Below are 15,473 nucleotides of genomic sequence, written 5' to 3' on the forward strand. Positions count from 1 at the left end.
CCTTAGCGCAACTGCTCGCTGACCAGTTGGCGCATCATGTCGATGTGGGCGGGGTCGTCATTCAGCGCCGGGATATAGTGGAAGGCGTCGCCGCCGGCGTGGGTGAAAATTTCACGATTCTGTTCCTTAATTTCTTCCAGCGTCTCAAGGCAGTCGGAGGAGAATCCCGGGCATATCACCTGGATATGCCGGATGCCCTGCGCCGGCAGGTCTTTGAGTGTCAAATCGGTCGCCGGCGTCAGCCAGGGATCGCGGCCAAAGCGCGATTGGAAGGTCATCATCACCTTTTCCGGCGGAAAATCGAGCGCGGCCACCAGCGCGCGACGGGTGTCCTCGCAGCGCAGCGGGTAGTCGTCCCCTTCGCGGGCGTAGCGTTGCGGGATGCCGTGAAACGAGATCACCAGGCGATCCGGTTCGCCGTGTTCGGCGAAAGACCGGCGGACGCTTTGCGCCAGCGCGGCGATATAGGCCGGATGCTCGGCGTAGTCGCGGATAAAGCTGATGGACGGCAGGGACCGGTAGCGGCCAAGGATGCGCGCCACTGCATCCCAGATGGACGCACTGGTGGAACTGGAGTACTGCGGGTAAAGCGGCAGGATCACCAGTTTGGTGATACCGGCCCCCAGCAGGCGTTCGAGCGCCGCCGGCAGCGACGGACTGCCATAACTCATCGCCAGCTCCACCTGCGCGTCCGGCAATACGGCGGCCAGTGCCGCCTGCTGGCGCCGGCAAAATACCATCAGCGGCGATCCTTGTTCCATCCAGATGCTTTTATACAATTTGGCTACCCGGGGTGAGCGCAGCGGCAGTATGACGCCGCGCAGCAACGGCCACCACAGGATACGCGGGGTATCCACCACGCGCCGGTCGCTGAGAAATTCGGCCAGGTAACGCCTTACGGCCTGGGGTGTCGGCGCCTCCGGCGTGCCCAGGTTTACCATCAGCACGCCATATTTTTCCTGTTTCATTCCCTGCCCTTCCTTATATGGTCAATAAGCCAATTCCCTGTATTTAAAAGGGATTAACCGGCGGTTATCGCCAAGTTATTGTAGCGCAAAAGTGGCGGCCGGAAATTGTTATCGGCGCCGGGGATGCAAATCATTACGATAGGCGGCAGGGCGATGATCGTGGGGAGAGGGGCATTGGCGGAGGCGCGGCGGACAAGAGGCGCCAGGCGTAGATACCGCCTGGCGTATAATGCGCGGTAATCAGCCCAGGATCGCGGCCAGTTCTTTGCTGACGGCGGCGACCGGTTGGGTACCGTCGATTTTACGGTACTGGGTGTGGCCGGCTTCAGCTTCTTTCTGGTAATAGCCAATCAGCGGCGCGGTTTGCTGATGGTATTCCACCAGGCGTTTGCGCACGGTTTCTTCCTGATCGTCTTTGCGGGTGGTGAGCGGCTCGCCGGTGACGTCATCCTTGCCTTCGTGTTTTGGCGGATTGAATTTGACGTGATAGACGCGCCCCGACGGCGCATGGACACGGCGGCCGACGATGCGATCGATAATCAGTTCATCCGGCACGGCGAATTCCAGGACATAGTCGACGTTGATGCCGGCGTCCTTCATGGCGTCCGCCTGCGGAATGGTGCGCGGAAAACCGTCGAGCAGGAAGCCGTTGCGGCAGTCGTCCTGCTTGATGCGTTCTTTGACCAGCGCAATCACCAGTTCGTCGGTGACCAGTTTGCCGGCGTCCATGATAGCTTTGGCTTTTTTACCCAGTTCGGATTGCGCTTTTACCGCGGCGCGCAGCATGTCGCCGGTGGAAATCTGCGGTATGCCGTACTTTTCCATAATGAATTGTGCTTGAGTGCCCTTACCAGCGCCCGGAGCGCCCAGCAGAATGATACGCATTGCGTAAATCCCCTTGCTAACAAATGTAAAAAAATAAGAAAACGCTAAACCTTACCACTACTGGGTATGTTTCCTCAAGGAAAGGGCGCAGGGAGAGACGGTTTAACGGCGCTTTCAGAATCCACCCCATCGGCACGTTCTCCCTTGAACCCGTCTGCTTTAAGCCCGGTGTTGGCGGGCATACCGCGCCATGGGGCGCTCGGTCGGGCGGGAACACCACGCCCGATTCGACCCCATCGGCACGCTCTCCCTTGAACACGTCTGCTTTGAGCCCGGTGTTGGCGGGCATACCGCGCCATGGGGCGCTCGGTCGGGCGGGAACACCACGCCCGATTCGACCCCATTGGCACGCTCTCCCTTCAACACGTCTGCTTTGAGCCCGGTGTTGGCGGGCATACCGCGCCATGGGGCCTCGGTCGGGCGGGAACACCACGCCCGATTCGACCCCATTGGCACGCTCTCCCTTAAACACGTCTGCTTTAAGCCCGGTGTTGGCGGGCATACCGCGCCATGGGGCGCTCGGTCGGGCGGTAACACCACGCCCGATTCGACCCCATTGGTACGGTCTCCCTTGAACACGTCTGCTTTGAGCCCGGTGTTGGCGGGCCTACCATGCCATGGGGCGCTCGGTCGGGCGGGAACACCACGCCCGATTCGACCCCATCGGCACGCTCTCCCTTGAACACGTCTGCTTTAAGCCCGGTGTTGGCGGGCATACCGCGCCATGGGGCCTCGGTCGGGCGGGAACACCACGCCCGATTCGACCCCATCGGCACGCTCTCCCTTAAACACGTCTGCTTTAAGCCCGGTGTTGGCGGGCATACCGCGCCATGGGGCCTCGCTCGGGCGGGAACACCACGCCCGATTCGACCCCATTGGCACGCTCTCCCTTGAACAGGTCTGCGTTGAGTTAGGTTTGGCGCATGTTTTTCCATAGTATAAGGGCCAGGTTAACCTGGCCCTTAGTGTGCTGGTAAATATACCCGCGCGGCGTTATGCGCTCAGCAGTTGGTTCATGCGGCGGATAAACTGGTTAGGATCGTCCAGGGTGCCGCGTTCCGCCAGCAGCGCCTGATCGAACAGCAGCTCAATCCATTCGTTGAAGTGGCTCTCTTCGTTAATGTCGGCGGCGCGTTTGACCAGCGCATGATCCGGATTGAGTTCAAATATGTATTTGATCTCGGGCGCGGCCTGGCCAGCGGCGGCAAACAGCTTCGCCATTTGAGTGGTCATATCGTCGGCCGCGGTGGTGACGATGGCCGGGGTATCGGTCAGGCGGTGCGTGAGACGCACGTCCTTGACGCGATCGCCCAGGAAAGTCTTGACGCGCGTGACAAACGGCTCAAGCGCTTTTTCCGCGTCTTTTTGTTCCTCGGCGGTCTCTTCGTCGGCCAGCTTGTCGAGCGTGGCGTCGGTTTTGCTTACCGACTGGAATGGTTTACCTTCAAACTCGGTCAGGTAGCTCATCATCCACTCGTCAATGCGGTCGGAAAGCAGCAGGACTTCGATGCCCTTTTTGCGCAGCAGTTCCAGATGCGGGCTGCTCTTGGCGGCCGCGTAACTGTCGGCGGTGATGTAATAGATCTTTTCCTGGCCTTCCACCATACGTCCCAGATAATCCTGCAGCGATACGGTTTGCGCCGAGCTGTCGGTATGGGTGGACGCAAAGCGCAGCAGCTTGGCGATGCTTTCGGCGTTGGCGGTATCCTCGCCCGGGCCTTCTTTCAGCACCAGGCCGAACTGCTGCCAGAATTTCTGGTAGCTTTCGGCATCGTCCTTGGACAGCTTATCCAGCATCTGCAGCACGCGCTTGGTCAGCGCGCTTTTCAGGTTCTGGGTAACGCGGTTATCCTGAAGGATTTCACGGGAGACGTTCAGCGGCAGATCGTTGGAGTCGATCAGGCCTTTGACGAAGCGCAGGTAGTTAGGCATAAACTGCTCGGCGTCGTCCATGATAAAGACGCGCTGGACATAGAGCTTCAGGCCATGTTTATGATCGCGGTTCCACATATCCCACGGCGCCTGGCCCGGTATATACAGCAGGCTGGTATATTCCTGCTTGCCTTCGACGCGATTATGGCTCCAGATCAGGGGATCGCTGAAGTCGTGGGAGAGGTGTTTGTAGAATTCTTTGTATTCCTCGTCGCTGATTTCGCCCTTGCTGCGCGTCCACAGCGCCTGGGCTTTATTAATCTTTTCCCAGGTGACGGTGGCTTCTTTATCTTCTTTAGCGGCATCGGCATCGGCATCAGCGGCTTCATCGTCCACGGCCTCCGCCTGGGCGCGGGTTTCGATCTCGACAGGCAGGGCGATATGATCCGAATATTTGCTGATGATGCTGCGTAAACGCCAGTCATCGAGGAATTCGTCTTCGCCTTCGCGCAGATGCAGGGTGATTTCGGTGCCGCGTTCGGGTTTGGTGATATCGGCAATGGTGTAATCGCCTTCACCGGCTGATTCCCAGAAAACCCCTTCATCGGCGGAAGCGCCGGCGGCGCGGGTGCGCACCGTGACTTTATCGGCCACGATAAAAGCGGAATAGAACCCGACGCCGAACTGGCCGATCAGCTGGCTGTCCTTGACCTGATCCGAACCCATGGACTCAAGGAAAGCCTTGGTGCCGGATTTGGCGATCGTACCCAGATTGTCGATAACCTCTTCGCGCGTCATGCCGATGCCGTTGTCGCTCAGAGTCAGGGTGCGTGCTTCTTTGTTGCTTGACAGGCGTACCCGTAGCTCGCCGTCCCCCTCATAGAGCTCCGGCTGGGATAAAGCGCGAAAACGCAGTTTATCCGCCGCATCCGAAGCGTTGGAGATCAGTTCGCGTATAAAAATTTCTTTATTGGAATAAAGTGAGTGGATCATCAGCTGAAGCAATTGTTTAACTTCAGATTGGAATCCGCGGGTTTCTTGTCCTTTCATATTTATACTTACCTCAATCCAAATAGCTATCAATCAGGCGGGTGTAGATACTGCAATGATGAACAGATGGGGATTGCGGCGCAGGAATTCAAGCACAAAAGGTAAAAAAAGGGGCGGAAAAGACGGCGCGGACGCGCCGCCGATTTAAAATTTAATCGGGTGGCGTCCCGCCAGCGAATGGGACAGCGTGGTACCGTCGACCATTTCCAGCTCACCGCCCACCGGCACGCCGTGGGCGATACGGGTAGCCAGGACCTCAAAATGGGCGCACATCTCGGCAATGTAATTGGCGGTGGCGTCGCCTTCCACCGTGGGATTAGTGGCCAGGATCACCTCGGCGATATCCTCGCTTTCCAGGCGCTCCTGCAGGCGATCCAGGCCGATATCGTCCGGACCGATGCCGTCCAGCGGGGACAGATGCCCCATCAGCACAAAGTAGCGGCCGGCGAATTGCCCGGTCTGCTCGATGGCATGAATATCCGCCGGGCTTTCCACTACGCAGATCTGCCGGGTTTGCCTGCGCCTGGGATTGGCGCAGATGGTGCAGATGTCCTGCTCGGTAAACGTCCGGCAATCGGCGCAGTGGCCGATCTCAGACATGGCGCGGGTGAGCGCCTGCGCCAGACGCATACCGCCGCTGCGATCCCGCTGCAAAAGCTGGAAGACCATGCGCTGGGCCGATTTCGGCCCGACGCCGGGCAAGCAGCGCAAGGCTTCGGTTAACGCCTCTAGCAATGGACTGGTTTGCATCAGAACGGCATTTTAAAACCAGGAGGAAGCTGCATGCCGCTGGAGACGGTAGCCATCTTTTCCTTCTGGGTTTCGGCAATACGGCGCGCCGCGTCGTTAAAAGCCGCCGCGATCAGATCCTCGAGCATATCCTTGTCGTCGTCCAGCAGGCTGGGATCGACTTCAACACGACGGCAGTTATGCGCGCCGTTGATGGTAACCTTGACCAGGCCTGCCCCAGATTCGCCGGTAACTTCCAGTTGGGCGATCTCTTCCTGCATCTGCTGCATTTTTTCCTGCATCTGCTGGGCCTGCTTCATCAGATTGCCCATTCCGCCTTTACCAAACATACATTTCCCTCTCTCGTAGCGTCGAACCGCAGGCGGCATCTCTCTACGCGCCGTGCGGCAGTTAAACAGGACGGATGCTATCTTCATCCAATTCGGCATCAAAAAAACGCTGAAGCGTCTGGATATTATTATCCGCGATAATCGCCTGGCGCGCCTGCATCAATTTTTCTTCATATATGGCCTGTCGCCATTCCAGCGGGGTACGTATCGCCGGATTATCATCTGTCACCACGGTTAATTCAACCGGAGCGCCGAGTTCTGTGCTTAGGGCCTCGGCCAGCGTTCCCTGGGAAATGGGGGAATTAAGGTGCTGCTGCGCGGAACGCAGGTGCAGGCAGACCTTGCCCGGCGCCAGATCTTCCCGGAAGGCGTTTAACGCCAGTTGCTGTACCAGCTTGGGGATCTTTAGCCTGTCCACCAGCGCCGCCCAAGGATCGCGCACGATGGATTCCTCGGCCAGGCGGGCCGCCAGCTCAGGCGTTTTTTCATGCTCCAGCGCCGTGCGCAGGGCCTTGGGCGTCGCCACCGGATCGCTGTCCTGCGTGGTCTGAATACTGGCCTTCCAGCGATAGGCCTCCGGTTTGACGGCTTTGGCGGTCCCTGGCTCCTTGCCGCCGGCGGCCTGCCGCTGCTGGGCCTGTTCGCTGACCGTGGCCAGACGCTCCAGGGCGCTGTTCGCGGGCCGTGGCCTGGCCGGCGATGTATCGTTCTTTTTTACGTTTTGGTTGCCGTGGCGTTGTAATAACGCGGTGCGCGCCAATAGCAATTGCGCGGTACTGTCCGGCAGCGACGCCGGCGCCGCAGGCCGATCCGCGGCGGCCGGCCGGCCGGCGCTAGCGGGCGCGGGAACATGCCCGGCCGCGTCATCCGCCTGATAAGCGTACATATCATCGCTGGCATAGTCGGATGCCGGGTCGCCGGCCATATTCGCGTACTGCTCGGCGGCGCTGGCCCAGTCATCCGGCATATCGGCGCCGGCATCGTCCCGCATTTGTGACGCGGGGATGGAAACCGCCTGCCCGGCATGGCCCGGCGACGGCGCGCCATGTTCCAGGCGCGGCGGCCTGGCCTGATCCGACGGTGGCGCGGCGTTTACCTGAGGGGTCGGTCTGGCGTGATCCGACGGCGGCGCGGCGTTGACCTGAGGGGTCGGCCTGGCGTGATCCGACGGCGGCGCGGTGTGTACCTCAGGGGTCGGCCTGACCTGATCCGACGGCGGCGCGTCGTTATGCGGCGTCATTTGCCGGCCACGACCAGGCGCGGGAACCGCGTTATCGGGCGCCGGCTGCCGGTTATTTGTACGTTCCGGAGCTAGAGCGACGGATTCAGCCGTTTTTTTTTCCGTGTTCTCCCCCGCCTGCGGGGTGAGATCAATGATGCGCGGGTGGAACGCCAGCGCGCGCAGCAGGGTCATTTCGACCCCCATGCGGCGATCGGGGGCGAACGGCAGCTCTTTGCGTCCCACCAGCAGCGTTTGGTAATAAAGCTGCAAATCCGCCGGGGGAACGATCCGCGCCAGCTCACGCAGCCGGGGCGCGATGGCGGCGTCATCCTCGTCATCCAGGGCATCCGCAACCAGTTGACCCATGGCGATATGGTGCAGCAGCTGAAGCATATCCACCAGCAGGGTTTCCCAGTCCACGCCGCGGGAGGCGCACTGGGCCAGCTGCGCCATCATGGCGTTGCCGTCCGCCGCCGCCAGAGCCTCTATCAGCGCCAGGGGTTGTTCAGTGTTAAGAGTACCCAGCATGTCGCCCACGGTCTGGGTGGTGACCTGCCCCATACCCATGGCGATTGCCTGATCGGTCAGGCTCAGGGCGTCGCGCAGGCTGCCGTCGGCGGCGCGGGCCAGTAGCTGGAGGGCGCGCGGCTCGCTGTCGATATTCTCTTCACGCAGGATATGCTCTAACTGCGCGCGAATCTGGCCGATATCCAGCGCCTTGAGATGAAACTGCAGGCAGCGGGACAGGATGGTTACCGGCAGCTTTTGCGGGTCGGTGGTCGCCAGCAGGAATTTCACATGGGACGGCGGTTCTTCCAGCGTTTTCAGCAACGCGTTGAAGCTATGCCGGGAGAGCATGTGCACTTCATCGATCAAATAGACCTTGAAGCGGCCGCGCGCCGGCGCATATTGCACATTGTCCAGCAGATCCCGGGTGTCCTCCACCTTGGTGCGCGAGGCGGCGTCGATTTCAATCAGATCGACAAACCTGCCCTGCTCGATTTCACGACAGTTGGCGCATTGACCGCAAGGGCTGGCGGTGATGCCGGTTTCGCAATTAAGCCCCTTGGCCAGCAGGCGGGCGATAGTGGTCTTGCCGACGCCGCGGGTACCAGAAAACAAGTAGGCGTGATGGACCCTGCCCAGTGAAAGGCCATTGGTCAGCGCCGTCAGAACATGTTCCTGACCTACTACATCTGAAAACGTCTGCGGACGCCATTTACGGGCAAGAACCTGATAGCTCATGGGTCGCGAAATATGTCGGTGGACAGGGAGGTCATGCTAACACAGCCTCGCACCGGAGCGCGAGGCTGATATGATCAGTGCCCGGCGAAACCCACCAGGCTGTAACTATTGACGGCCAGGCGCTGCAGGCGCGCTTCGCCGCCGAGATCGGCCAGGTTGATAATAAACGCCGCGTCCTTGACCTCGCCGCCCAGCCGGCGGATTAATTTTATCGTAGCCTCGATAGTACCGCCGGTGGCAAGCAGGTCGTCGACCACCAGTACCCGATCCCCTGGCGCGATGGCGTCCTGATGGATTTCCAGCTTATCGACGCCGTATTCCAGCTCGTAGCTTTCGCTCAGCACCGCGCGCGGCAGCTTGCCAGGCTTGCGCACCGGCACGAATCCCAGCCCCAGCGCCAGCGCCACCGGCGCGCCGAACAGGAAACCGCGCGCTTCGGTGCCCACCACCTTGGTCAAGCCGTGGCCGCGATAGTGATTCACCAGCAGTTCGATACTGGCGGCATAGGCCTGGGGATTTTCCAGCAGGCTGGTGATATCCCGGAAAAAAATACCCGGTTTGGGGTAATCGGGAATCGTTTTGATACTGTTTTTGATCAATGCTAGCTGTTCGGCCATCGCGGTCATAATGTATGCGCCTGAAACGAAAGAAATCATAATCCGCGCGGACGCGTTATCCTGAACATCCACGGTACATCGCGTTTTAACATGGACTGACAGGACCGACCGCGCACGAAAGCGCTCAAATCTATGCAAACTGGCGGAAAAATGCAACCACCGAGGGCGACTCATTTAGCCTTTTGTTGCGTAAAGTCAACCGTGGGCGCACGGCGTGATTTCCGGCCTATTCCGTACCGGTTTTGCATCCCTGTTAACATACCGCGGCCCCGGAATATTTTCATCTTTCTTTGCCCGCCGGCGCGCTGTTCAGGACAGGCGCGAACGCGGTATCATGGCGGCGACAGGTTAATATCTTTTTTTTCGCGGTTTTTACTCAGGAGAAGGGCGTGCATTCATCCAAGCTCCTCGTCACGTTAAGCGACCAGTTCAACACGCTGGCCGGGCGGATCGAGGCGGCCGGACAGGAGACGGTGTCCCAGTCCCGCTTTGACCACCAGCTGTTCCAGAGCCGGGGAACCCGCCTTGACGACTATCTGGCCGAAAGCCGCCAGACATTGCAGCGCCTGACGCTGACCGTCGAGCAGGGTTACACCGAGCGGGTGGCCTGGCTGGCGCAGCGGCTTATCGATCAAATGACCGCCCTGGCGCGGGAACTGGCCACACAGGACTTGCGGCGCGGCCAGCCTGCCAAGGCCGCGCCGGTGGATTATTACGCCCGGCTGAATGAACATCAGGACTATGAGCGCCGGCTGCTGTCCATGATCCGCGACCGGGACAGCCTGCGGCAAAGCACGGGCGATTATGCCCGTACCCAGCAGTTGCAACAGGAAATCGCCGCCCTTGAAGGCCGGCTGGCCCGTTGCCGGCAGGCGTTGGCGCGCATTGAGCGTCTGATCGAGCGCAGGGAGAATGGACTGGAAAAGGGTTGATAGCACGTGCTGTCACATTTTGTTTATTCGCTCATTATAAATTGCTTCATGTTTTCATCTATACTGGTAGTTTTCGTCTACTCGACAACGCATTCAGGAGAGACCTGTGGCGCTGGAAGATGAATCCCCCGAGATTAAACTGGCGGTCGATTTGATTATGCTGCTGGAGAGTAACGATATGGAGCCGGAGCTGGTGTTGGCGGCCCTGGAAATTGTGAAAAACGATTATGTCATCAAGGCGCGCCGCGGGGAAGAATAACCCTGCCCCAGCCGGGCGGCTACTGCGGCAGCGCCGCCGGGTCGTGACGCAGGTTAGGGCTTAGCCGCAGCATATCCATAAAGGCGGCGATCAGGATGCGGGAGCCGCCGGCCAGATCAAAGGTGCCGGGCACGAACAGCCAGTTTTCCATCAACCCGGTCATATAGGCGCGCAGCAGGATGGCGGCGCGGCGGCAGTGCAGACCGGCCGGCAGTTGACCGCATTCTATGCACCGGTTGAGCGTCTCTTCAATGCGTTCATAACATTCGGCGTATAATCCTTTGCGGACTTCCTGGAACAGTTCCATTTCTCCGACAAATTCACATTTATGAAAAACAATTTCCATTAAGGCGCGCCATTCGGTATTGGATACGGTGGACTGCAGAATGTAAATCAATGTCTCGGTTAAGACATGTAGTGGATCGTCGGGAAATTTTGCCTGATACTCTAGCTCTAATGCCAATATCCTAGCTTCAGCGGCATGCCAGATCTCATTAAATAACTCGACTTTATTCTTGAAATGCCAATAAATAGCACCACGGGTTACCCCTGCCACCGTTGCGATATCGGTGAGCGACGTTGCGGAAACCCCGCGCATTGAGAATTCCTGGACTGCGGCATCCAGAATATGCTGGCGCGTTTCCTGGGCCTGCTGTTTGGTTTTTCGTGCCATAGCGCTTTTTTTGGTTGTCTTTAGATTTACATACATTCGCGAATGTATGTACCATAGCATAAGGCTAATTGTTACGCAGCAATGGGTTTGTAGGCTTGTGATCAATTGATCAATTTTTTCAAATCGGACTCTTGAGGTTTATCTATGAACAAAAACAGAGGGATTTTGCCTCTGGCAGCCGTTCTGATGCTTTCAGGCAGCTTTATTCTCATTGGATGTGACAATAAAGACGCTAAACAGGCAGGAAATCAGCAACAGGCCCCGGAAGTTAGTGTGGTGACGGTAAAAAAACAATCATTGAATGTCACAACTGATCTGCCTGGTCGTACCGCCGCTTTCCGTGTTGCCGAAGTCCGGCCCCAGGTTAATGGCATTATCTTAAAACGCAATTTTGTCGAAGGCAGCGACGTGCAGGCCGGCGTCTCCCTCTATCAAATTGATCCGGCAACCTATAAAGCGGCGTATGACAGCGCCAACGGCGACTTAGCCCAGGCGCAGGCCAATGCCAATATCGCCCGTGTCACCGTCAATCGTTACAAAAAACTGATCGCCACCAACTTTGTCAGCCGTCAGGACTACGATACGGCGGTCGCCACCATGCAGCAGAACGACGCCGCGGTGCTTGCCGCCAAAGCGTCGCTGGAAAGCGCGCGCATCAACCTGGCTTACACCAAGGTCACCTCGCCTATCAGCGGCCGCATCGGTAAATCCGCCTATACCGAAGGCGCCCTGGTCACCAATGGCCAGACCACCGCCATGGCCACCGTTCAGCAGTTGGATCCGCTCTATGTGGACGTAACCCAGTCCAGCAACGATTTCCTGCGCTTAAAACAGGAACTCGACAGCGGCGCCCTCAAACAGAAGGACGGAAAAGCGGCCGTGCGGCTGCTGATGGAAGACGGCAGCGAATACCCGCAGCCCGGCACCCTGGAATTCTCCGATGTCAGCGTGGATGAAACCACCGGCTCCATCACCCTGCGCGCCATTTTCCCCAACCCGCAGCATAGCCTGCTGCCCGGTATGTTTGTCCGCGCCCGTCTGGAAGAAGGGACCAACGACAATGCGTTACTGGTGCCGCAGCAGGGCATAACCCGCAATCCCCGAGGCGAAGCGACCGCAATGGTGGTGGGTCCTGACAATAAGGTTGCCGTACGCCAAATCACCGCCCAACAGGCGATCGGCGATAAATGGCTGGTCACCGCCGGCTTACAGGAAGGCGACCGCGTGATTGTCAGCGGCCTGCAGAAAGTCAAGCCGGGTGTGCAGGTCACGGCCAAGGAAGCGACTGATGAACCGGCACAACCGCAGCCTGACGCCGCCAAAAAGTCTTAATAGGAACGGGTAAACGATATGGCTAAGTTTTTTATCGATCGCCCCATTTTTGCATGGGTGATTGCCATCATTATTATGCTCGCGGGCCTGCTGTCTATCTTGCAGCTGCCCATCGAGCAGTATCCGGCCATCGCGCCGCCGACCATCCGGGTCACCGCTACCTATCCGGGCGCCGACGCGACGACCCTGCAGGACAGCGTAACTCAGATTATCGAACAGAATATGAACGGTATCGATCATCTGCTGTATATGTCGTCCAGCAGCGATTCATCCGGTACCGCCACCATATCGCTGACATTCGATTCCAGCGCCAATCCGGATATCGCCCAGGTGCAGGTGCAGAACAAACTGCAATTGGCCATGCCGCTGCTGCCCCAGGCCGTGCAGAGCCAGGGGGTGCAGGTACAGAAGTCCAGCGCCAGCTTCCTGATGGTGGCCGGGTTTATCAGCGACGATAAAAATGCCACCCAGCAGGATATCGGCGATTATGTCGGCTCCAAAATCAAGGATCCGATAAGCCGTACGCAGGGCGTGGGCGAAGTGCAGCTATTCGGCGCCCAATATGCCATGCGTGTTTGGATGGACCCCAATAAACTGAACAACTTCCAGCTTACCCCGGTGGATGTGGTCAGCGCATTGACGGTTCAGAACAACCAGATTGCCGCCGGACAGCTAGGCGGAGCGCCGGCGATTAAAGGCCAGCAGTTGAACGCCTCGATCATTGTGCAAAGCCGCCTGACCAACGCCGAGGAGTTCGGCAAAATCCTGCTCAAGGTCAACGCCGACGGCTCGCAGGTACGCCTGAAGGACGTGGCCAAGGTTGAACTGGCCGGGGAAAACTACGACGTTATCGCGCGCTTCAACGGCCAACCGGCCGCCGGGCTCGGGGTTAAACTGGCCACCGGCGCCAACGCCCTTGATACCGCCGACGCGGTTAAAGCGGAGCTGGCCCGGCTGCAGGCGGATTTCCCGACGGGATTAAAAGTCGTTTATCCGTACGACACCACCCCGTTTGTGAAAATCTCCATCCAGGAAGTGGTGAAGACCCTGGTGGAAGCGATCATCCTGGTGTTCCTGGTCATGTATCTGTTCCTGCAGAACTTCCGCGCTACGCTTATCCCGACCATTGCGGTGCCGGTCGTCTTGCTGGGCACCTTCGCCATACTGAGCGCGTTCGGCTATACCATTAATACCCTGACCATGTTCGCCATGGTGCTGGCGATAGGGCTCCTGGTGGATGACGCCATCGTGGTGGTGGAAAACGTCGAACGCGTCATGGGCGAGGAAGGCCTTAGTCCCAAGGAGGCGACGCGCAAATCCATGGGCCAGATCCAGGGCGCCCTGGTGGGCATCGCGCTGGTCTTGTCGGCGGTATTTGTGCCGATGGCCTTCTTCGGCGGGTCGACCGGCGCCATCTACCGCCAGTTCTCCATTACCATCGTCTCGGCGATGGTACTGTCGGTGCTGGTGGCCATGATCCTGACCCCGGCGCTGTGCGCCACCATATTAAAACCGGTCAAAAAAGGCGATCACGGCACCACCAAAGGCTTCTTCGGCTGGTTTAATAAAAAGTTCGATCAAAGCACCAATCATTATACCGACAGTATCGGCCATATCCTTAACAGCACCGGACGCTACCTGATCATCTATCTGCTGATTGTGGTCGGCATGGCGCTGCTGTTTATTCGCCTGCCCTCCTCCTTCCTGCCGTCGGAGGATCAGGGGGTTTTCCTGAATATGGCGCAGTTGCCGGCCGGGGCCACCCAGGAGCGCACCCAGAAAGTACTGGACCAGATGACCCAGTATTACCTGACGAAAGAAAAGGATAACGTCAACTCGGTCTTTACCGTTAACGGCTTCGGTTTTGCCGGGCGCGGCCAGAACTCCGGCATCGCGTTCGTCAGCCTGAAAAGCTGGGATGAGCGCAAAGGGGCGGAAAATAAGGTCCCGGCGATCATTGCCCGGGCCAATGGGGAATTCTCTCAGATAAAGGACGGTATCGCCCTGGCGTTTAACCTGCCGGCCATCGTTGAGCTGGGTAATGCTACCGGCTTCGACTTCGAGTTAATCGATGAGAACAACCTGGGGCATGCCAAGCTTACCGAGGCGCGTAACCAGCTGTTCGGTATGATTGCGCAGCATCCCGATACCTTAGTGGGCGTGCGGCCAAATGGCCTGGAGGATACGCCGCAGTTCAAGCTGGATGTGGATCAGGAGAAGGCTTCGGCGTTGGGCGTCTCGCTGGATGATATCAACACCACTCTGGGCGCGGCCCTGGGCGGTAACTATATCAATGACTTTACCGATCGCGGCCGAACCAAAAAGGTCTATGTGCAGGGCGACGCGCAGTACCGTATGCTGCCGCAGGACATAGGCAACTGGTTTGTGCGCGGCACCAATGGACAGATGGTGCCGTTATCGGCGGTGTCCACCTCGCACTGGCAGTATGGCTCGCCGCGCCTGGAGCGTTATAACGGCTTGCCCTCGATGGAAATCCAGGGTGAGGCGGCGCCGGGCAAGAGTACCGGTGAAGCCATGGCGCTGATGGAGGAACTGGTGGCTAAGCTGCCCGCCGGCGTAGGCTACGATTGGACGGGGATGTCCTATCAGGAACGGCTATCCGGCAACCAGGCCCCGGCGCTGTACGCCATCTCGCTGATCGTGGTGTTCCTGTGCCTGGCGGCGTTGTATGAAAGCTGGTCCATCCCCTTCGCGGTGATGCTGGTGGTGCCGTTGGGCGTGGTCGGGGCGCTGCTGGCCGCCACTTTCCGCGGTATGAATAACGACGTCTATTTTGTGGTGGGGCTGCTGACCACCATCGGGCTGTCGGCGAAAAACGCCATTCTTATCGTCGAGTTCGCCAAGGACTTGATGGACAAGGAAGGCAAGGGATTGGTTGAGGCGACATTAGAGGCGGTGCGCATGCGTTTGCGTCCCATCCTGATGACATCGCTGGCCTTTATCCTCGGCGTATTGCCGCTGGCCATCAGCACCGGCGCGGGGTCGGGCTCGCAAAACGCCGTCGGCACCGGGGTAATCGGCGGTATGATCACCGCCACCTTGCTGGCAATATTTTTCGTACCTGTGTTTTTTGTCGTGGTTCGCCGCCGCTTCGGTAACAAAAGCGACGAACAGCGGGAACAGGATCGCCCGGTGAATAATCCTCAGTTGGATAATCCGCACCGTTAAGCACCGTTTAACCATCGGGCCGTTGACGCGGCCTGATGGTTCAGTCAAGTCCCGAGCCGCGCAAGCGGCTTTTTTTATGCCTGGCTTAGGCCGACGGCTTGAGGGGGCTTGACCCGATGGCGAAAAAGAGGATAATAGTTATGATATAAC

General features: G+C 58.7%; 12 protein-coding genes. 4 read left to right on the forward strand and 8 right to left on the reverse strand.

The annotated features are described in order from the left end of the window. Positions 1-2 precede the first annotated feature (2 nt). The 7 genes from hemH to apt all read right to left on the reverse strand — a co-directional run bounded on the left by hemH (position 3) and on the right by apt (position 8,947). Positions 3-968 carry a ferrochelatase gene (gene hemH, locus ACL2XF_RS14370; protein WP_410016158.1) on the reverse strand — a complete coding sequence of 322 codons (966 nt, stop codon included), beginning with the start codon at positions 966-968 and terminating at the stop codon, positions 3-5. 240 nt (positions 969-1,208) lie between these two features. Beyond that, a complete protein-coding gene (gene adk, locus ACL2XF_RS14375; protein WP_410016159.1) occupies positions 1,209-1,853 on the reverse strand; it encodes an adenylate kinase in 645 nt (214 codons plus the stop codon). 993 nt (positions 1,854-2,846) lie between these two features. Then, complete coding sequence (gene htpG, locus ACL2XF_RS14380) at positions 2,847-4,775, reverse strand: molecular chaperone HtpG (protein ID WP_413727068.1); 1,929 nt, start codon at positions 4,773-4,775, stop codon at positions 2,847-2,849. A gap of 144 nt (positions 4,776-4,919) precedes the next feature. Next, entirely contained in the window at positions 4,920-5,525 is a 606-nt protein-coding gene (gene recR / locus ACL2XF_RS14385) for a recombination mediator RecR (protein ID WP_410016161.1), read from the reverse strand. Next, the gene (locus ACL2XF_RS14390) at positions 5,525-5,854 is read right to left on the reverse strand and encodes a YbaB/EbfC family nucleoid-associated protein (RefSeq protein WP_410016162.1); all 330 of its coding nucleotides are present in this window, start codon (positions 5,852-5,854) and stop codon (positions 5,525-5,527) included. Before ACL2XF_RS14390 ends, recR begins: the two co-directional genes overlap by 1 nt. A gap of 61 nt (positions 5,855-5,915) precedes the next feature. Beyond that, entirely contained in the window at positions 5,916-8,321 is a 2,406-nt protein-coding gene (dnaX, locus tag ACL2XF_RS14395; protein WP_413727069.1) for a DNA polymerase III subunit gamma/tau, read from the reverse strand. A gap of 74 nt (positions 8,322-8,395) precedes the next feature. Next, positions 8,396-8,947: an adenine phosphoribosyltransferase gene (gene apt, locus ACL2XF_RS14400; RefSeq protein WP_410016164.1), complete on the reverse strand. Its 552-nt coding sequence runs from the start codon at positions 8,945-8,947 to the stop codon at positions 8,396-8,398. Between the two features lie 380 nt (positions 8,948-9,327). Between apt and priC the strand changes: the two genes are divergently transcribed. Together priC and ACL2XF_RS14410 are read left to right on the forward strand one after the other, a co-directional pair. Next, positions 9,328-9,870, forward strand: coding sequence for a primosomal replication protein PriC (gene priC, locus ACL2XF_RS14405; protein ID WP_410016165.1), 543 nt, complete (start codon positions 9,328-9,330; stop codon positions 9,868-9,870). Between the two features lie 106 nt (positions 9,871-9,976). After that, positions 9,977-10,129 carry a DUF2496 domain-containing protein gene (locus ACL2XF_RS14410; protein WP_410016166.1) on the forward strand — a complete coding sequence of 51 codons (153 nt, stop codon included), beginning with the start codon at positions 9,977-9,979 and terminating at the stop codon, positions 10,127-10,129. Between the two features lie 19 nt (positions 10,130-10,148). Here ACL2XF_RS14410 and acrR read toward each other — a convergent pair whose 3' ends face one another. Then, positions 10,149-10,802: a multidrug efflux transporter transcriptional repressor AcrR gene (gene acrR / locus ACL2XF_RS14415; protein WP_410016167.1), complete on the reverse strand. Its 654-nt coding sequence runs from the start codon at positions 10,800-10,802 to the stop codon at positions 10,149-10,151. 144 nt (positions 10,803-10,946) lie between these two features. Here acrR and ACL2XF_RS14420 point away from each other — a divergent pair, with 144 nt between their 5' ends. Both ACL2XF_RS14420 and ACL2XF_RS14425 read left to right on the forward strand, forming a co-directional pair. Further along, complete coding sequence (locus ACL2XF_RS14420; RefSeq protein WP_410016168.1) at positions 10,947-12,134, forward strand: efflux RND transporter periplasmic adaptor subunit; 1,188 nt, start codon at positions 10,947-10,949, stop codon at positions 12,132-12,134. Between the two features lie 18 nt (positions 12,135-12,152). Continuing rightward, positions 12,153-15,323 carry an efflux RND transporter permease subunit gene (locus ACL2XF_RS14425; protein ID WP_410016169.1) on the forward strand — a complete coding sequence of 1,057 codons (3,171 nt, stop codon included), beginning with the start codon at positions 12,153-12,155 and terminating at the stop codon, positions 15,321-15,323. Positions 15,324-15,473: the final 150 nt, after the last annotated feature.

This window comes from Sodalis sp. RH19 (assembly GCF_047324215.1).
Classification (GTDB): domain Bacteria; phylum Pseudomonadota; class Gammaproteobacteria; order Enterobacterales; family Enterobacteriaceae; genus Acerihabitans.